Annotated in this window: 17 protein-coding genes and 1 riboswitch; of the genes, 2 read left to right on the forward strand and 15 right to left on the reverse strand. The window is 62.3% G+C overall.

The annotated features are described in order from the left end of the window. On the reverse strand, positions 1-1,937 hold a 1,937-nt coding region (locus KBT70_RS08980), incomplete at its 3' end, for an Ig-like domain-containing protein (protein ID WP_296631574.1). 443 nt (positions 1,938-2,380) lie between these two features. Here KBT70_RS08980 and argE point away from each other — a divergent pair. Then, positions 2,381-3,544 (forward strand): acetylornithine deacetylase, encoded by a 1,164-nt coding sequence (gene argE, locus KBT70_RS08985; RefSeq protein ID WP_296631577.1) that lies wholly within the window; start codon positions 2,381-2,383, stop codon positions 3,542-3,544. 40 nt (positions 3,545-3,584) lie between these two features. Here the strand turns inward: argE and trmB are convergent, their stop codons facing one another. From trmB to miaB, 9 genes are all read right to left on the reverse strand, one after another. Next, positions 3,585-4,298, reverse strand: coding sequence for a tRNA (guanosine(46)-N7)-methyltransferase TrmB (gene trmB, locus KBT70_RS08990; RefSeq protein ID WP_296631581.1), 714 nt, complete (start codon positions 4,296-4,298; stop codon positions 3,585-3,587). Positions 4,299-4,342: 44 nt separating this feature from the next. Further along, positions 4,343-5,509: a methionine adenosyltransferase gene (gene metK, locus KBT70_RS08995; RefSeq protein ID WP_296631586.1), complete on the reverse strand. Its 1,167-nt coding sequence runs from the start codon at positions 5,507-5,509 to the stop codon at positions 4,343-4,345. A 5-nt stretch (positions 5,510-5,514) separates the two neighbouring features. Then, positions 5,515-5,562: riboswitch (SAM-SAH riboswitch) on the reverse strand. A 38-nt stretch (positions 5,563-5,600) separates the two neighbouring features. After that, entirely contained in the window at positions 5,601-7,121 is a 1,521-nt protein-coding gene (gene lnt, locus KBT70_RS09000) for an apolipoprotein N-acyltransferase (RefSeq protein WP_296631590.1), read from the reverse strand. Next, entirely contained in the window at positions 7,114-8,001 is an 888-nt protein-coding gene (locus KBT70_RS09005) for a hemolysin family protein (RefSeq protein WP_296631594.1), read from the reverse strand. The genes lnt and KBT70_RS09005 overlap by 8 nt, the downstream gene beginning before the upstream one ends. A gap of 41 nt (positions 8,002-8,042) precedes the next feature. After that, complete coding sequence (gene ybeY / locus KBT70_RS09010; RefSeq protein ID WP_296631597.1) at positions 8,043-8,531, reverse strand: rRNA maturation RNase YbeY; 489 nt, start codon at positions 8,529-8,531, stop codon at positions 8,043-8,045. A gap of 6 nt (positions 8,532-8,537) precedes the next feature. Continuing rightward, positions 8,538-9,470 carry a PhoH family protein gene (locus KBT70_RS09015; protein ID WP_296631623.1) on the reverse strand — a complete coding sequence of 311 codons (933 nt, stop codon included), beginning with the start codon at positions 9,468-9,470 and terminating at the stop codon, positions 8,538-8,540. Positions 9,471-9,696: 226 nt separating this feature from the next. Continuing rightward, positions 9,697-10,002, reverse strand: a complete 306-nt coding sequence (locus KBT70_RS09020; protein WP_296631600.1) for a hypothetical protein — start codon at positions 10,000-10,002, stop codon at positions 9,697-9,699. A 12-nt stretch (positions 10,003-10,014) separates the two neighbouring features. Further along, on the reverse strand, positions 10,015-10,554 hold the full coding sequence (locus KBT70_RS09025; RefSeq protein WP_296631626.1) for an OmpA family protein: 540 nt from the start codon (positions 10,552-10,554) through the stop codon (positions 10,015-10,017). A gap of 234 nt (positions 10,555-10,788) precedes the next feature. Further along, on the reverse strand, positions 10,789-12,111 hold the full coding sequence (gene miaB, locus KBT70_RS09030) for a tRNA (N6-isopentenyl adenosine(37)-C2)-methylthiotransferase MiaB (protein ID WP_296631603.1): 1,323 nt from the start codon (positions 12,109-12,111) through the stop codon (positions 10,789-10,791). Positions 12,112-12,235: 124 nt separating this feature from the next. Here miaB and KBT70_RS09035 point away from each other — a divergent pair, with 124 nt between their 5' ends. Beyond that, positions 12,236-13,111, forward strand: a complete 876-nt coding sequence (locus KBT70_RS09035) for a glycosyltransferase family 2 protein (protein ID WP_296631605.1) — start codon at positions 12,236-12,238, stop codon at positions 13,109-13,111. A 7-nt stretch (positions 13,112-13,118) separates the two neighbouring features. Here KBT70_RS09035 and KBT70_RS09040 read toward each other — a convergent pair whose 3' ends face one another. From KBT70_RS09040 to rpoD, 5 genes are all read right to left on the reverse strand, one after another. Further along, positions 13,119-13,430: a hypothetical protein gene (locus KBT70_RS09040; RefSeq protein ID WP_296631608.1), complete on the reverse strand. Its 312-nt coding sequence runs from the start codon at positions 13,428-13,430 to the stop codon at positions 13,119-13,121. Positions 13,431-13,495: 65 nt separating this feature from the next. Next, the gene (locus KBT70_RS09045; RefSeq protein WP_296631611.1) at positions 13,496-14,287 is read right to left on the reverse strand and encodes an enoyl-ACP reductase; all 792 of its coding nucleotides are present in this window, start codon (positions 14,285-14,287) and stop codon (positions 13,496-13,498) included. Positions 14,288-14,293: 6 nt separating this feature from the next. Further along, entirely contained in the window at positions 14,294-15,523 is a 1,230-nt protein-coding gene (gene fabB / locus KBT70_RS09050; RefSeq protein WP_296631614.1) for a beta-ketoacyl-ACP synthase I, read from the reverse strand. Positions 15,524-15,859: 336 nt separating this feature from the next. Next, complete coding sequence (locus tag KBT70_RS09055) at positions 15,860-16,138, reverse strand: HlyU family transcriptional regulator (protein WP_296631616.1); 279 nt, start codon at positions 16,136-16,138, stop codon at positions 15,860-15,862. Between the two features lie 85 nt (positions 16,139-16,223). Beyond that, positions 16,224-18,047, reverse strand: a 1,824-nt coding sequence (rpoD, locus tag KBT70_RS09060; protein WP_296631619.1) for an RNA polymerase sigma factor RpoD, incomplete at its 5' end; no start/stop codon positions are given.

Below are 18,047 nucleotides of genomic sequence, written 5' to 3' on the forward strand. Positions count from 1 at the left end.
GCCGCGTTGATCACGCCATCGGCCCCGCCGGGCGTGCCCGTCATGCCGAAATCGCGCACTTCCGTGTCGACGCGCACCGTGCCGTTCACCTCCGCGCGGTTGCCCGCCGCATCGACCGACACGGCTGTCACCGGCGCATCATACTGCCCCGCCGCCAGCGCGCTCCCCGCCACATTGGCCACCCAAGTGCCCGAAGGATTGGCGACCACATCCTGCGTCACCCCGGCGAAGCTCACCGTGACCGTCGCCCCCGGCGTGGCGTTGCCGGTGATCGCCACCAACCCGCCCGTTTCCACCAGATTGACCGTGCCATCGCCACCGGCAGAGGCAGTATTGAGGCTCAGATCATTGGCCTCGGTATCCACACTCACCGCTTGGCGCAATTCGCTGACGTTGCCTGCCGCATCCGTGGCCACCGCCACCACATCGCCGGTATAGGTGCCGCTCGCGATCTGCGCGCCGGTAAAGTTCGCCGTCCAGCGGCCATCCGCCGCCACGACCGCATCCACCACCGCCGTGCCAAAGGTCAGACGCACCGTCGAGCCCGGCTCGACCGTTCCGCTCATGGCAAAGCCGCCGCCCTGCTCGGCCGCGTTGATCACACCATCCGCGCCACCGGGCGTGCCCGTCATGCCGAAATCGCGCACTTCGGTGTCGACGCGGAATGTCCCGCTGGTGCTGCTGGGATTGCCTGCCGCATCGACCGTGGTCGCTGTCACCTCGGTTTCATATTGCCCACCGGGCAGCGTGCCGGGATCGAACTCTGCGGTCCAGACACCGTCTTGCCCCACGAGCACGTCGCGGGACACGCCCTCAACCGTGACCGTGACAGTCGCCCCCGGCGTAGACGTGCCGGTGATCTCCACACCGGCGGCCTCTTCGACCAGATTGACGACACCATCGCCGCCAACCGCACCGGAATTGATCGCAATGGGATGCGGCACCGTATCCAGCGCCACCACATCCGTGACCACGGTCGAATTGCCAAACCCGTCCGTCGCGGTGATCACCACCGCAACCTCGCGCTCGCCACCGGGAATATCGGCCGGATCGAACACCACCTCCCACTGGCCATCCTCGCCAATCACCGTGGTCTCGGTCACGCCCTCGATCACAACCGAAATCTCGGCCCCCGGCTCGCCGCTGCCGGTGATCTCGATCCCATTCTCGTAATCCTCGGCATTTACGATATCGTCGGTCGAGACCACACCATCCTCGATGACCACCTCGGGCGGCGTGGTGTCGATCACCACAACCGGCCCCTCGAGCGTGGTCTCGGTGCCATCGGGCTCCGTCACCACAACGACCACATCATGCTCGCCATCCTCAGGGAAGGTCTCGTCCTCGAACACGACCTCCCATTTGCCATCGTCATCGGCCTCGGTGGTGACGGTCTGATCGCCAATCGTCACCTCGACCTCGGACCCCGGCTCGGCATCGCCGGTGATCGTGATCTTGGGGTTTTCCTGATCCCCACCAATCGTGATCGTGCCGTCTTCATTTACCTTTGGCTCGATCCGCGGGCGTCCGCCGCCACCGCCATCGCCACCGCCGCCGCCAACCACAGCCGCCGCCGCAACACCGGCAGCCCCGACACCGCCCAGCCCCAAGAGCCCGCCACCGCCCAAGAGAGCAGCGCCCAGCATCGACACCTCGTCATCCTCGGCGGGTGCCGTAACGTCGTTGCCGCCCAGAAAGATCAACTCTTCATCGGGGCTCCACTTGGCCCAATGCTCGGTCGGGCCATACTGTGCATAGACCGGCCCATCGCCGCCCTCGCTCAGCGTCACCTCGTTGAGATACCCGTCGGCGCTGATGAAGAGCCGGCTCTCGGGCGTGCCCGCTGCCGAGTAATACCCCTCCAGGACAACAACCCGCCCATCCGCAAGGTTGATCACCAGATTCGACCCATCGCGGGCAAAGCCCTGAATGTCCATCTGCCGAAGATTAAGAGAAATTTCTTGTCCGTGACCCGCAGGAATGACCGTAACGCCATCTTGACCCGGAATAGACCCACGCTGAGAATTGCCCACATCTGTGCGGGCGATAAAATCAATCGCTTTCATAACACCACCACTCTGACCTCAGGGTTCGACACTTTGTTGCGTCGATTTGTTTTATTGCTTCACAAATATCTTTTTTCCGCCGCAATCGCTAGATGTTTTTGTCGCATGGCCCCCAAAATACGCCGTATTCCCATAGATATGGACAGACTGAGTCTATTTGGGCACGCCCCTCCACACGGATGAGTCGATCACCCCTCCCGCCACACAATCAGACCGGACATCGCTCCCACCTTTGCGCCACGAGGGGTTGACGCGCGCGGCCCATATCCACACAGTCGCCAAGCTTGCAATCCCGCCATCACAGGACCAACTCCGTGACCACCCAGCTTTCCGATACCGTGGGCCTCCTGCGCGAATTGATCGCCTTCCCCACGATCTCCGAACTCAGCAATCTCGACATGATCGCCTATCTCGGACACCGGCTTGAATCGGCGGGCGCACGGGTGGACATCTTTCACGACGAGATCGGGCACAAGGCCAATCTCTTTGCCACCATCGGCCCAGAGGTGGATGGCGGCATCGTGCTCTCGGGCCATTCCGATGTGGTCCCCGTGGCCCAACAGGATTGGGCCTCTGATCCGTTCGAACTGACCGAGAGCGGGGGCCACCTCTACGGGCGCGGCACCTGCGATATGAAGGGCTTTATCGCCGCCGCCACCACCATGGCCCCCTATTTCGCCGAACGGGTGCGCGACCGCCCCATTCACTTTGCCTTCACCTATGACGAGGAAGTGGGCTGTTTCGGCGCGCAGGCCCTGGTCGAGAGCTTGCGCGCGCGCGGCCTGCGCCCCGGCGTGGCCATCATCGGCGAACCCACGATGATGCGCGTCATCGAAGGGCACAAGGGCTGCTATGAATACACCACGCCTTTCTGCGGTCTGGCCGGGCATGGCTCTGCCCCCGACCGGGGCGTGAACGCCGTCGAATACGCCGTGCGCTACGTCAACCGTCTGCTGGAATTGCGCGAGGCCCTGCGCGCCCGCGCGCCCAAGGACAGCCGCTTTGATCCGCCTTGGACCACGATCAACACCGGCTCGCTCAAGGGCGGTGTGGCCCATAACGTCATCGCATCCAATGCCACCATCGAATGGGAAATGCGCCCCGTTCAGGCCGCTGACGCCAATTTCGTCAAAGAGGACCTGCGCCGCTATTGCGAGGAAATGCTCCTGCCCCGGATGCGCGAGATTTGCCCCGACGCCAGTATCGTCACCGAAATCATCGGCGAGGTCGACGGGTTGGAACCCGCCGAGGTGAACGAGGCGCGCGACATCATGATGGAACTCACCGGCGCCAATGGCGCCGACCTCGTGCCCTTTGGCACCGAGGCGGGGCTCTTTCAGAATTACGGCATGTCCGCCGTGGTCTGCGGCCCCGGCTCGATTGATCAGGCCCACAAACCCGACGAATACCTCTCGCTCGATCAACTCCAGCAATGTCTCGACATGCTGGGACGGTTGGGCGACAGGCTGGGGCACTGAGGGGCGCGGTCGCTGGGCAACCGCCTGTTTTAGCCGCCACTCACACCCGCCGAAAGGTCAGGTAATGCGGCACGCGCCCTTCGCGCAGCGCCTTTTGCTCGTAGCGCGTGGAAATCCAGTCCTCCCACGGCTTGCGCCAATCCGTCGGCCCCTCGGCCAGCCACTCGAATCCTGCACGCGGCACCTCTTCGAGAGTCTGGCGCACATAGTCGGGAATATCCGTGGCGACGCGAAAAATCCCGCCCTTTTTCAACACCTTGGCCAGCGGCTCCAGATGCTCTTGGGTCACGAACCGCCGCCGGTGATGGCGCGCCTTGGGCCAGGGATCAGGATAGAGCAGAAACGCCCGCGCGACCGACCCTTCGGGCAAAACATCAAACATATTGCGGGCATCACCGGGATAGACCGCGACATTCTGCGCTTCTGAGGCCCGGATTTTCCCCAAGAGCATCGCCACGCCGTTGATGAACGGTTCACAGCCGATGATCCCGGCTTGGGGATTCTGCACGGCCTGATGCACCATATGCTCACCGCCGCCAAACCCGATCTCGAGCCAGACCTCACGATCCCCGAACAACGATGTCAGATCAATCGGTTGCCGCTCGGGGTTCACGTCCCAATCGACGGCCCCCGGCGACAGTTTCGCCAAATCTTCCTCGAGATAGGTCTCTTGGCTTGGCCGCAGGGTCTTGCCCCTGAACCGGCCATAGAAATTGCGCCACGGCGCGCCTGTCGGATGTCTGTCTTGGCTCATTTGCAGTTAAACTGGCGCGTGAGGTTCACGCGCCAGTCCCTTGATCACACAGCTTTTTTCAGAGCGTCAACCAGATCGGTCCGCTCCCAGCTAAAGCCGCCATCGGCCTCCGGCGCGCGCCCGAAATGGCCATAGGCCGCGGTGCGCGCATAGATCGGCCGCGTCAGCGACAGATGCTCGCGGATACCGCGCGGGGTCAGGTCCATGCACTGCGCCACGGCCTTTTCGATCGCGCTTTCATGCACCTCGCCGGTGCCATGGGTATCGGCATAGATCGACAAGGGCTTGGCCACGCCAATCGCATAGCTCAGTTGCAGCGTGCAGCGCTTTGCCAGTCCCGCCGCGACCACGTTCTTGGCCAGATAGCGCGCGGCATAGGCGGCCGAACGGTCCACCTTGGTCGGATCTTTGCCCGAGAACGCGCCGCCGCCATGCGGTGCCGCGCCGCCATAGGTGTCCACGATGATCTTGCGGCCCGTCAGACCCGCATCGCCATCCGGCCCGCCGATCACAAAGGTGCCGGTCGGGTTCACATGCCATTCGGTCTCTTCGCTCAGCCAGCCTGCGGGCAGCACTTCGCGGATATAGGGCTCGACGATGGCGCGGATGTCGTCGCTGGTCTGGCTCTCATCGGAATGCTGCGTCGAGAGCACCAGTTGCGTCACCGCCACCGGGCGACCGCCTTCATAGCGCAGCGTGAGCTGCGATTTTGCATCCGGCCCGAGGGTCGGCTCAGCGCCCGATTTGCGCACTTCGGCCAGCCGCTTGAGGATCGCATGCGAATAGAGGATCGGTGCCGGCATGAATTCCGGTGTCTCATCCACGGCATAGCCAAACATGATGCCCTGATCCCCGGCCCCGTCCCGGTCCACACCCTGCGCGATATGCGCCGATTGCGGATGCAACAGGTTCTGCACTTTCAGGGTATTCCAGTGAAACGCATCCTGCTCATAGCCGATGTCGCGCACGCAGTCGCGCACGATGCCGTCAATCCGGCCCATGAAATCCGCCAGCCGCGCCTTGTCGCTCAGACCGACCTCGCCGCCCACGACCACGCAATTGGTGGTGGCAAAGGTCTCGCAGGCCACGCGCGCATTGGCTTCTTCGGTGAGAAAGGCATCAAGAATCGCATCGGAAATCCGGTCACACACTTTGTCCGGATGCCCCTCCGAAACGGATTCGGAGGTGAAAAGGTAATTCTGTCTTGACATGAAGTTGCTCCATTTGATGTCACCGCCACGCCAGGAAGCCGTTGTGGGGGATTAGGCCGTGGTTACGCCCCTGCATAAGCAGCGTCAATGCCTATGTGCGCGCGCGCGCCCGCCTGTGACCGAACCGCGACAACGCCAGCAAAACAAGGAAAACCGCCAGCATTGGCGCATCCCCCAGCCGGGCATAGACCGTGGGCGGCAAGGGCGGCGGCAGCGCCGCATCGCGCCAGCCCGCCTCGCCCAAGGGCAGCGCGTCGGTGATCCGCCCGGTGGCGTCGATCATCGCGGAAACGCCGGTATTGGCCACCCGGATCATCGGCAACCCAAACTCGGCGCTGCGCAACCGCGCCTGTGCCAGATGCTGATAGGGGCCGGAAAACTTGCCAAACCACGCATCATTTGTGATGAGCAGGATGAAATCCGCCCGCCCCGGTGCCGCCCGCAAGTCCTGCGCGAACACCCCCTCGTAGCAGATGAGCGGCAAGGCGCGCCCCAGTGCCCCCATGTCGATCACCTGCGCCCCCGGACCCGACGAAAATCCCTGCCCGTCCTTGGCGGCCATACCGTGAATCCCAAAGCGCGCCAATTGATCGCCATAGGGCATGTATTCGCCAAAGGGCACCAGATGGTGCTTGTCATAGACCGCCGCCACGCTGCCCCCCGCCTCGACCAGCGCCAGCGTGTTGAAAAGCCGCATCTCGTCGCGGCGTTGCAGCCCCACCACCACCGGCACGCCCCCCGCCGCATCCGAGATCACCTCGAGCGTGCGCGCGGCATTCTCGAGCATCACCGGCACCGCCGTTTCCGGCCACACGATCACATCGGGCCGCGTCTCTCCTGCCGCCGAAAACGCCAATTGCCGGTCAAAGAAGCCTTGGATCTTGTCAGGGTCCCATTTTTCATGCTGCGGCGCGTTGGGCTGGATCAGCCGCACCGTGGCCGCCTCTGGCCCTGCCCCCGCCTCTGGCGTCAGCACCGCCGCAACAGGCCACAAGAGCGCCATGGCACCCAAGGCCGGCAGCGCCCATCGCGCGCCGGTCATTGCCCTCCACAACGCCACCGCCGCCAACAACAAAAGCGCCGTCAATCCCGCCGACCCAAGGTAAGACGCCCAATGCAAGAGCGGCGTGTCGATCAGCACATGCCCCGGCTGCGCCCAGGGAAACCCCGTCAGCACATAGCCCCGCGCCAGTTCCATCAGACCCAAACCGCCGATAAACCCCAACGCACCGCCACCGACGGCCCGCCCAAGCCCCAGCGCCAAAGCCCAAAAGAGCGCGAGCCCCCCGGATAGCCCCAAAAGCGCAAAGGGGGCCATCCAGCCATGTCGCGCCACATCAACGAGAAACGGCTCGATGATCCAGTTGAGCGACACAAGGAAATACCCGGTGCCAAAGGCCCAGCCGATCACAGCCGCCTGTCGCCCCCCTGCCGCGCGCCGGAAAAGCCCATAGGCCAGCGCAAAGCCCAGAATACTCAGCGGCCAGGCCCCAACGGGCGCCTGCCCAAGCGCGGTCACAGCCCCAAGCGCCCCCAGCATCAGCAGACGCCAGCGCCGCGAGCGGCCCGCGACCCGATCCATCAGGGCCGCGGCCCGACCTGTTTCACGCATTCTTTGCCTCAGGCAGGCGCACGCGCACGCGCTTGATGCGGCGCGGATCAGCCTCCATCACCTCGATCACCGGCCCGGCGGGATGCTCGATCACCTCGCCCCGCACCGGCACCCGGCCCAGCAGCATGAAAACCAGACCGCCCAGCGTGTCGATTTCTTCCTCGTCGATTTCCTCGGCTTCGGTCAGCGACATGCCGATCTCTGCCTCGAAATCCTCGAGCGGCGTCTTGGCAAGGGCCACGTAGCAGCCGGGTTTTTCCAGCGTCCAGTAGTGATCCTCGTCGATGTCGTGCTCGTCCTCGATCTCGCCCACAACCTGCTCGATCAGGTCCTCGATGGTGACAAGACCGTCCACCCCGCCATATTCGTCGATCACCAGCGCCATATGCCGCCGCTCGGCCTGCATTTTCTGCAACAGAACGCCAATTGGCATCGACGGCGGCACAAAGAGCAGCGGGCGCAGCATGTCTTCGAGTTGGAATTCCTCGGTCTCGCCGTTGAATCCATACTTCAGCGCGAAATCCTTGAGATGCAGCATGCCGATGGGCGTATCCAGCGTGCCCTCATAGACCGGCAGCCGCGACATGCCGCTGTCGCGGAACACATGCACAAGGTCCTCTTTCGAGATCGTACTGGGCACCGAGACAATCTCGGCCTTGGGAATGGCCACGTCTTCAACGGCCATGTGCCGCAGATTACCCATGCCCGGCACGCCATTGGCTTGGGCCGGATGCTCATCCTTGGCCTCTTCGGCCTCGTCACTTGTGGAAAAAACTCCAAGAATGCGGCGGAAAAATCCGCCCGATTCCTCGGTTTCCCTGTCGTCGTCCGGCGGCGCGCTCTGCGCTGCCATAGACGATCCGTCGATACTCTCGCCCATCCATCTCTTTCCAGGTGACAGGGCACGCGGCCCCAGCACGGCTAATATGGGTCACTGACCCCGAGTTTGCCAAGTATCTCCACCTCAGTTGTTTCCATCAGAGTGGCATCTTGGTCACGCACATGATCATACCCCAACAAATGTAACACTGCATGAACGATCAGATGCGTCACATGGTCCGCCAGCGGTTTGTCGCCTTCCGCCGCCTCGCGCGCACAGGTGTCCCAGGCAATCGCAATATCGCCCAACTCCGGATCAGGCCCCGGCACCGGCGGCACAGGCACCGCACCGGGCACCTCTGCTCCCCGCTCCTCGCTCGGCCAACTCAGCACATTCGTGGGCTGCGGCTTGTCGCGGAAATCCTCGTTGAGCCCGGCAATCCGCGCATCGTCACAGCCCAGCAGGCTGATTTCCCAATCCTCGGGATCAAGCGCCAGATGTTCCAGCGTGGCCCGCGCCGCGCGTTCGGCCAAATCCTCCAGCCCCGCCGCCTCCCAGCGGTCGTCCTCGATCACCACATCGCACAGCATGGCGCCTTAACCTTCCGCCTCGTAGGCCTCGATGATCGCGGCCACCAGCGGATGCCGCACCACATCCTTGGACGTGAAATAATTGAAACTGATCTGCGGAATCTTGGTCAAGAGCCGCTCCGCATCCGCCAGCCCCGACGGCACACCACGCGGCAGGTCGATCTGCGTGCGGTCGCCGGTGATTACCATCCGGCTGCCCTCACCCAGACGTGTCAGAAACATCTTCATCTGCATCGAGGTCGCATTCTGCGCCTCATCCAGCACCACAAAGGCATTGCTCAGCGTGCGCCCGCGCATGAAGGCCAGCGGCGCAATCTCGATCTTCTTCTCCTCCATCAGCTTTTGCACCTGCTTGGCGGGCAGAAAATCGTTCAGCGCATCATAGAGCGGCTGCATGTAGGGATCGACCTTGTCCTTCATGTCGCCCGGCAAATAGCCCAGCTTTTCGCCCGCCTCGACCGCAGGACGGCTCAGGACAATCCGGTCCACATGCCCTTCGATGAACATGTTGACCCCGACCGCCACGGCCAGATAGGTCTTGCCGGTGCCCGCAGGCCCGATGCCAAAGGCCAGCTCATGCGCAAACAAGGATCGCACATAGGATTTCTGCGCCTCGGTGCGCGGCTCCACGTATTTCTTGCGGGTCTTGATCTCGACCGGACCGCTCTTGAACATCTCGAGCTGATCGCCGGTCAGCGCGCCGGTCTCGGCTTCTGATCCGCCCATCCGCAATTCGCGGTCCACATCGCCGCGCTCGACCGCGCGCCCACTCTCCAGCCGGGAATACAGCGCCTGCAACACGCCGGTCGCTTCCTTGACCGGGCCCTCATCCCCCAGAACCGACAGGTGATTGCCACGCCGCACGATCTGCACAGCCAGCTTTCGCTCAATCTCGGCCAGGTTCCGGTCATATTCGCCGCAGAGATCAATCAGCAGCATGTTGTCGGGGAATTCGATCACGGACTCTTGCAAAGAGGCCAGATCAGCGGCGGGGGGCGGCGCGTTATTACCCAAGCATATCTCCCACAGGGTCAGAGGTTCCCCATCACAGTGCCAAGATGCCGCCGCCTGCGCAAGCAGACAGCCGCGATTCCGGGAAAACCGGCGAAAAAAATGCGGGCCGCAAAGGGCCCGCACATTGGTTCAGCATTTGGGACAATCCCGATCAAATCGGATCGCCGATCAGGCTCGTGGAGCCTTGTTTGAAATTACCGGTCGCCACAGTCGGCGGCGCGATACCGGAACACACCGGCTTGCCAAACTTGTCCAAACGCTGCGAGAGATACCCTTCGACACCGTCGTCGATGATCCAATGGTCGCAGCCATTGGGATCAACCCAGATCCCGGCCTGCATCTGGCTCAGATGCCCCTGGTCAAAGATGTTGCGGTCTACGGTCTTGTCAGGACCTGCATCACAGGCGGCCAATAGACCGACGATGGGCAGGGCGAGTGCGATTTTATAGGTTTTCATAGCACAGCCCCCTCAGCGCCAGCACAGGATTTCGACACGGCGATTCTGCGCCATGCCCTCGGCGGTATTGTTGGTCGCGCGGGGCATCCGCTCGCCATAGCCGCGCACATCCGCGATGCTGGCACCACTGCTGCGGGCAACCGAGGCCACCGAATTGGCACGCCGGAGCGACAGGCCCATGTTGTATTCATCCGAGGCGCGGCTGTCGGTATGGCCGACGATGGTGTAAGAGACCGCTTGCGTCTGCTGGAAAAACTCGCGCAGACGTTGCTGCCCCGAGGAACTGATGCGCGCGCTGTCCGTGGCAAAGAGCTGATCGGTATTGACCACCCCGCACAGATTGACCTCGCGGCACACCGGAATGCCTTGTCGCGTCACATGCGGGCTCATGTAGCCCTCTGCGCCGTCATCCATCACCCAATGCTCGCATCCATCCGGGTCCACCCAGATGGTCGGAATATAGCGTTCCCCGACAACGGTTCTTTGCTGCTGCGCGCTTGCGCCACCTGCCATCACCGCGACGCCAAGAGCAATGGCACTTGCCCCCCGCATGACCGCGTGAAGCGTATTCGAAATGCGTTTCGTCACGACCCCAGTCCTTTTATTGCCCCCCGGCAGGGAACCACACACAAGGCCCCCAACCATTTAATACTTCGGAATTGTATCAAGTCTTCGCTTAAAGTGAAGCAATTTTCACCAGATATTGTGCCCTTCCGGGAAACAATGCCACGCTCTGGCCACATTTCCCGCACAGCGCCGCGCAATCAGCCCGGACCAGGCCCAGATTCAGCGCGGCAACAGGCGACCGGCCAGCGAATTGGTCGCGCTCTCGATGATCTCGACCTGCCGCAAATCGCCCACCGCGACATCGCCGGTGACATGTACCGCGTGCAGGTGATCGGACTTGCCCACCATCTGCCCCGGCATTCGCCCGGCCTTTTCAAAGAGCACACCGACCCTGCGCCCGACCATCGCATCCTGCGCCGCGCGCTGCTGGCGGGTGATCAGCTCTTGCACCCGATAGAGCCGCTCGGTCTTGACCTCTTCGGGCACCTGCGGGCGCTCGGCGGCGGGGGTGCCGGGCCGTGTGGAATATTTGAACGAAAAGGCAGAGCCGTAGTTGACCGCCTCGATCAGATCGAGCGTCGCCTGAAAATCCGCCTCGGTTTCCTCGGGGAATCCCACGATGAAATCCCCCGACATGAGAATATCGGGCCGCGCCGCGCGGATGCGCTCGATCAGCCGCAAATAACTTTCGGCGGTGTGGTTGCGGTTCATACGCTTGAGAATACGATCAGACCCCGACTGCACCGGCAGATGCAGATAGGGCATCAGCTTCGGACAATCCCCATGCGCCGCGATCAGGTCATCTTCCATGTCATTGGGATGGCTCGTGGTAAAGCGGATACGCTCCAGCCCGTCAATCTCGCTGAGCGCGCGAATGAGCCGCGCCAGACCCCAATCACCGCCCTCGCCGGCCCCATGATAGGCGTTGACGTTCTGCCCCAGAAGCGTGATCTCGCGCACGCCCCGCTCGACCAGACCACGCGCCTCTTCCAGCACGCGGCTTGCCGGGCGGCTGACCTCTGCCCCCCGCGTATAGGGCACCACGCAAAAGGCGCAGAACTTGTCACAGCCCTCCTGCACGGTCAGGAACGCCGTTGGCCCGCGCGCCGCTTTCGGCCGGTGCCGCAGCGTGTCGAACTTGTCATCAATCGGGAAATCGGTGTCGAGCGCCTTGGCCCCGTCCCGCACCCGCGCTTCCATCTCGGGCAGGCGGTGATAGCTCTGCGGTCCCACCACCAGATCGACCAGCGGCTGACGGCGCATGATCTCTTCGCCCTCGGCCTGCGCCACACAGCCCGCAACCCCGATCTTGAGGTCGGGCTTGTCGAGCTTGAATTGCTTCATCCGCCCCAGTTCGGAATAGACCTTTTCCGCCGCCTTCTCGCGGATATGGCAGGTGTTGAGCAGGATCATATCGGCCTCGGCAGGGTCTTGCGTCTCGACATATCCTGCCCCGCCCATGGCCTCGGCCATGCGCTCGCTGTCATAGACATTCATCTGACAGCCATAGGTCTTGATATAGAGCTTTTTCACATCCGCCATGCGCCCGGCCTCCGCCCTTGGGTTCCCTTGGGTTCAAGCTGTCTGACTACATCAGGGGAGAGGGCACTTGCAATGCCCCCGCGTTTCGCGGATTCTGCGACGAAAACCATGGGTAGAGCAGAGCATGACCGCCCCCGATCTCAAGAGCTTTCTCGCGAACCCCGGCAAGGCGCTGGCCAAGGGGCCCATCGCCATGGTCTTTGCCGAGGATGAGGCCGAACTCAATTCCACCTTGCGCCACCATCTCGACACGGGCTTTGCCGCCGTGCTGCTCTTTGCCCCGGATGCCTTTACCCTCGCCCGCGACGTGGCCGAGGCACCGGGCCTCTTCCGCATCCAGCACGATCTGGCCTCGGGCGATAGCCTGACCGACACCATCAACGCGATCATCGCTGCCGCCCCCGGTCTCTGGATGTATTACTGCTACAACGCCGAATACCTCTTTTATCCGTTTTGCGAGACCCGCACCGTGGGCGAAATGCTGGCCTTTCACACCGAGGAACGCCGCGACGCGATGCTGACCTATGTGATCGACCTCTATGCAGACGATCTGACAACCCACCCCGACGCGGTCTGCCTCGAGTCGGCGCATATGGACAAATCCGGCTATTATGCGCTCGCCCGTCCCGATGTGGACAAGCATAACCACCCCAAGGAACGTCAGCTTGATTTCTACGGTGGCCTGCGCTGGCGGTACGAGGAACATATCCCCGCCAAACGCCGCAAGATCGACCGCATCGCGCTCTTCCGCGCCAAGCCAGAGCTGAAACTGCGCGAGGATCACACCTTTTCCGACGAGGAATACAATACCTACGCCTGTCCCTGGCATCACAACCTGACCAGCGCCATCGTGTCCTTTCGCACCGCCAAGGCGCTTAAACGCAACCCCGGCTCGACCTTCGACATTCACAGCTTCAAATGGCACAATTCCATTCCGTTCGAATGGCATTCCAGGCAATTGCTCGATCTGGGTCTGATGGAACCGGGCCAGTGGTTCTGAGGCGGGATTAATCCGTCGCCCGCAGCAACAGCGCCGTCAGCGGATCAAGCCCGGCATCCTTGGCCACCGCAACGCCGCCATCAAGCCGTGCCAAGAGGGCGCGCGCGGTCTCGTTGCCGTCAATGACGCTCTGCGCCCGCGCAACCACCCCCTGCAACCCGTCATGCACCCCCGGTGCCAGCGCCCGCTCCTGCCAGATGGCCACCAGCGCGCAAATACCAAGAGAGACACCCGTCATCCATGCCCACCACCGCGCGCGGCGGGCACGGGCAAGTGACTTCATCTCAGAAGTTTGGGCGATATGGCGAAAGTCTTGCATGGACGCAGCCTGCCACAGAATCGCGTCAAAACCGTGGCAAAACTCCGGTCAAATACGGTCCGAACTCAGAGGTTCTCGGCCTGCGGCATCCCCAGCACGTGATAGCCGCCATCGACATGGATGATCTCACCGCTGGTGCAGGCCCCCGCATCCGACGCCAGATAGACCGCCGTGCCACCAATCGCCTCCAGCGTCGCATTGGCCCGCATCGGCGCGTTCAACTCGGTATGGCGGAACGTCTTGCGCGCGCCACCAATCGCGGCCCCGGCCAGCGTCTTCATCGGTCCGGGGCTGATCGCGTTGACGCGAATCCCGTCCGGTCCCAGATCATTCGCCAGATACCGCGTCGCCGATTCCAGCGCCGCCTTGGCCACGCCCATCACGTTGTAATTCGGAACCACCTTGTTCGACCCCTGATAGGTCAGGGTCAGCAGACAGCCACCCTGATCCTTCATCATCGGATAGGCGCGCCGCGCCACCTCGATGAAGGAATAGGCCGAGATTTCCAGCGAATGCTTGAAATTGGCCCGGCTCGTGTTCAAGAACCGCCCCGTCAATTCCGACTTGTCGGAATAGGCCACCGCATGCACCACGAAATCAATCGTCGGCCACCGCTCCGCCAGCGCCGCAAAGGCCGCATCGAGCGAGGCATCATCGGTCACATCGACATCAAGCAAGAGGTCAGAGCCAACGCTCGCCGCCAAGGGCTCGACCCGCTTGGCGAAATTCTCGCCCTGATAGGAAAAGGCCAATTCCGCCCCCGCCTCATGCATCGCCCGTGCAATTCCCCAGGCGATGGAGCGGTCATTGGCCACCCCCATGATCAGGCCGCGCTTGCCCTGCATCGCAATCGTCATCTCATCTCACCCGTGAAATTTGCTCAGCAACATCGACCCATTGGTGCCACCAAAACCAAAGGAATTGGTCATCACCGTATCCAGACCGGCATTGTCCACCCGCACCGTCGCAATCTCAGCGGGATCAAGTGCCGGATCGAGTGTTTCGACATTGATCGACGGGGCGATGAAATCGTTTTCCAGCATCAAGAGGCAATAGATCGCCTCTTGCGCGCCCGTGGCCCCTTGGGAATGACCGGTCATCGACTTGGTGGAACTGATCGGCGGCGTGGTGCCCCGGCCAAAGACCCGGCGCACCGCCTCCACCTCGCCCACATCACCGACCGGCGTCGAGGTGCCATGCGCGGTGATATAGCTCACGCGCCGCCCTTCGGGCAGCGTCGCCACCGCCAGCCGCATCGCCCGTTCGCCGCCCTCGCCCGAGGGCGCCACCATATCGGCCCCGTCCGACGTGGCCCCATAGCCCGTCACTTCGGCATAGATCTTGGCCCCGCGCGCCTTGGCACGCTCCAATTCCTCGAGCACGACAATGCCGCCCCCCGCCGAGATCACGAACCCGTCGCGCCCCACGTCAAAGGCGCGGCTCGCACTCGCGGGGGTGTCATTATACTTGGACGACATCGCCCCCATCGCGTCAAAGAGGCACGACAGCGACCAATCCAATTCCTCTCCACCACCCGCAAACATCACGTCCTGCTTGCCGAACATGATCTGTTCAGCGGCATGGCCAATGCAATGCAGGCTTGTAGAACAGGCCGAGGTGATGGAATAGTTCAGCCCCTTGATCTTGTAAGAGGTGGCCAGATTGGCCGAAATCGTCGAACACATGGTCTTGGGCACGGCGAATGGCCCGATCCGCTTGGTCGATCCAGTCTCGAGCGCCACTTGATGCGCCGCCAGCATCGCGCTTGTGGACGGCCCGCCCGAGCCTGCGACAACCCCGGTACGCGGGTTGATCACGTCTTTTTCCTCAAGCCCCGCATCGGCAATGGCCTGCCCCATGGCGATATAGGCATAGGCCGCCCCGCCCCCCATGAACCGCAGCGCACGCTTGTCCACATGCTGAGTCACATCGAGATTGATCGCCCCGGCCACCCGACTGCGAAAGCCATGTTCGGCCATCGCCTCGTTTGCGGTGATGCCCGAGCGCCCCTCTCGGAGTGATGCCAGAACCTCTTGGGCGTTGTTGCCAATGCTGGAGACGATCCCCAGACCTGTGACGACGACACGACGCATGGGTGCCTCCCTCTGCTTTGTTACAGCCTCTGTAAGACAGCGTGAGTTGAGGGGCAAGCGGTTAGGGGGCCATCCGATCACCACCGCGCGCTCTGGTTACGCTTTGTGCAAAGGTCCGGCCAGCACCACGCCGCCCGGACCCAAAAGTTAACGCCCCGTGCGCTCGTGGATGTGAAGCATGGAGTAACCGCCCGTACGCTGATTTCGGAGATAACCACCCACGGACCGCGACCTTACAAAATCCCCTGACAAACCTTACAGAGCTTACAAGCTGCGTGCCGCGCCCTGATCCCCGCCCCGGGCCCGGCCCGGTGCCTCGCTCAGCCGGTCCACGCCCTACTTGCGGAAAATTGCCTCGCCCTGTTCGTCGATGACCTGCTTGGCCTTGCGCACACAAAACGCCCGTGCCTCATCGAGACTGGCAATCGTATCAGCCCGCAAAAGCTGATGCACCTTCACCTCGCCCGCGACGTCCTTTTCGATCCGCGCTGCCACCCGGTATCCCCCTTCGGCCGCTTGCGGCGCTGGGAAGATACGGAAATCCTTATATATTTCCGGCTGCGCCTCAGGCTCCGCCTTGGGCTTGCCCCCAAACAATCGCGACAGGATCGACATACGGCCTCCAGATTATGCACCGTAGGGTGCGCATTCATTGCGCACCCCATAACCCCCTGTTTTCAAACGCAGACTTTCATCCACCTTACTGATCCAGAAAACTCCGTAGCTTCCGGCTCCGGCTGGGATGCTTCAACTTCCGCAGCGCCTTGGCCTCGATCTGACGGATACGTTCGCGGGTCACAGAGAACTGTTGCCCCACCTCTTCCAGCGTGTGATCGGTGTTCATGCCGATGCCAAACCGCATCCGCAAAACCCGCTCTTCGCGCGGCGTGAGGCTCGACAGAACCCGCGTCGTGGTTTCCTTGAGATTGTCCTGAATGGCGCTATCCAACGGAAGGATAACGTTTTTATCCTCGATGAAGTCGCCAAGCTGGCTGTCTTCCTCGTCGCCAATCGGGGTCTCGAGCGAAATCGGCTCCTTGGCGATCTTCATCACCTTGCGGACCTTTTCCAGCGGCATTTGCAGCTTTTCGGCCAGTTCCTCGGGCGTCGGTTCGCGGCCAATCTCGTGCAGCATCTGACGGCCCGTGCGCACCAGCTTGTTGATCGTCTCGATCATATGCACCGGAATCCGGATGGTGCGCGCCTGATCCGCGATGCTGCGCGTGATCGCCTGACGGATCCACCAGGTTGCATAGGTGCTGAATTTATAGCCCCGGCGATACTCGAACTTGTCCACCGCCTTCATCAGGCCGATGTTGCCTTCCTGAATAAGATCAAGGAATTGCAGGCCACGGTTGGTGTATTTCTTTGCGATCGAGATCACCAGACGCAGGTTGGCTTCGACCATTTCCTTCTTGGCTTGGCGCGCCTCTTTCTCGCCTTTCTGCACTTGCTGCACGATGCGGCGGAATTCGGAAATGTCCAAACCCACATATTGACCGACTTGCGCCATGTCGGCGCGCAACTCGGCCACCTTTTCAGGGCTGCGCTCAATGAACATCTGCCAGCCGCGTCCGGCCTTGCGCGCCATGTCTTCCAGCCAGTTGGGATCAAGCTCGCGACCGCGATATTCTTCAATGAATTCAGAACGGTTGATGCGCGCCTGATCGGCCAGTTTGACCATGGCACTGTCGATCTGCATGATCCGGCGGTTGATGCCATAGAGCTGATCAATCAGCGCCTCGATGCGGTTGTTGTGCAGGTGCAGCTCGTTGACCAGCTCGACAATCTCGCTGCGCAGGGTCTGATAGGTCTGCTCCTGCTCGCGGCTGAACGATCCATCCTCGTTCAGCGTGGCCGAAATCCGGCTGTCCTGCATCTCGCTCAGCTTGACGTAATCCGACGCGATCCGGTCCAGCGTATCCAGCACGCGCGGCTTGAGCGCGGCCTCCATCGCGGCAAGGCTCATGTTGGCCTGCTCGTCATCCTCGTCGTCGTCGTCGGAATGGATCGGATTGCCATCGGCATCCAGATCAGGCTCGTTTTCATCGCGCCCCATGCCGCCGGGCGCGTTGGGCACATTGGCGGCGCCTACCACCGGCTCGGCATCGTCATCGCCCAACTGGGTGCCAAAAGTGGCCTCAAGGTCGATCACATCGCGCAACAGGATGTCTTCGCCCAAGAGTTCGTCGCGCCAGATGGTGATTGCCTGAAAGGTCAGCGGGCTCTCGCAGAGGCCCGCGATCATGGTGTTGCGTCCGGCTTCGATCCGCTTGGCGATGGCAATCTCGCCCTCGCGGCTCAGAAGTTCGACCGAACCCATCTCGCGCAGATACATCCGCACCGGATCATCCGTGCGGTCGAGCTTTTCTTCCTTGCCCGAGCCAAGCGTGATCTCGCCGCGACGCCCGATCTCGGCCACGGCGGTCGAGCGCCCCTCTTCCTCTTCGGCATCCTCGGCCTCGATGATGTTGATCCCCATCTCCGAGAGCATCGACATCACGTCTTCGATCTGTTCCGACGA

It is taken from the genome of Roseovarius sp. (assembly GCF_018066915.1).
In the GTDB taxonomy this organism is placed as follows: Bacteria; Pseudomonadota; Alphaproteobacteria; order Rhodobacterales; family Rhodobacteraceae; genus Roseovarius.

Bases quoted from the DNA above. Each gene is read 5' to 3' on its own strand.
- trmB (WP_296631581.1), bottom strand. From the start codon at position 4,298: ATGAGCCAAGACAGACATCCGACAGGCGCGCCGTGGCGCAATTTCTAT.
- metK (WP_296631586.1), bottom strand. From the start codon at position 5,509: ATGTCAAGACAGAATTACCTTTTCACCTCCGAATCCGTTTCGGAGGGG.
- lnt (WP_296631590.1), bottom strand. From the start codon at position 7,121: ATGCGTGAAACAGGTCGGGCCGCGGCCCTGATGGATCGGGTCGCGGGC.
- KBT70_RS09005 (WP_296631594.1), bottom strand. From the start codon at position 8,001: ATGGGCGAGAGTATCGACGGATCGTCTATGGCAGCGCAGAGCGCGCCG.
- ybeY (WP_296631597.1), bottom strand. From the start codon at position 8,531: ATGCTGTGCGATGTGGTGATCGAGGACGACCGCTGGGAGGCGGCGGGG.
- KBT70_RS09015 (WP_296631623.1), bottom strand. From the start codon at position 9,470: ATGCTGCTGATTGATCTCTGCGGCGAATATGACCGGAACCTGGCCGAG.
- KBT70_RS09020 (WP_296631600.1), bottom strand. From the start codon at position 10,002: ATGAAAACCTATAAAATCGCACTCGCCCTGCCCATCGTCGGTCTATTG.
- KBT70_RS09025 (WP_296631626.1), bottom strand. From the start codon at position 10,554: ATGCGGGGGGCAAGTGCCATTGCTCTTGGCGTCGCGGTGATGGCAGGT.
- miaB (WP_296631603.1), bottom strand. From the start codon at position 12,111: ATGGCGGATGTGAAAAAGCTCTATATCAAGACCTATGGCTGTCAGATG.
- KBT70_RS09035 (WP_296631605.1), top strand. From the start codon at position 12,236: ATGACCGCCCCCGATCTCAAGAGCTTTCTCGCGAACCCCGGCAAGGCG.
- KBT70_RS09040 (WP_296631608.1), bottom strand. From the start codon at position 13,430: ATGCAAGACTTTCGCCATATCGCCCAAACTTCTGAGATGAAGTCACTT.
- KBT70_RS09045 (WP_296631611.1), bottom strand. From the start codon at position 14,287: ATGACGATTGCGATGCAGGGCAAGCGCGGCCTGATCATGGGGGTGGCC.
- fabB (WP_296631614.1), bottom strand. From the start codon at position 15,523: ATGCGTCGTGTCGTCGTCACAGGTCTGGGGATCGTCTCCAGCATTGGC.
- KBT70_RS09055 (WP_296631616.1), bottom strand. From the start codon at position 16,138: ATGTCGATCCTGTCGCGATTGTTTGGGGGCAAGCCCAAGGCGGAGCCT.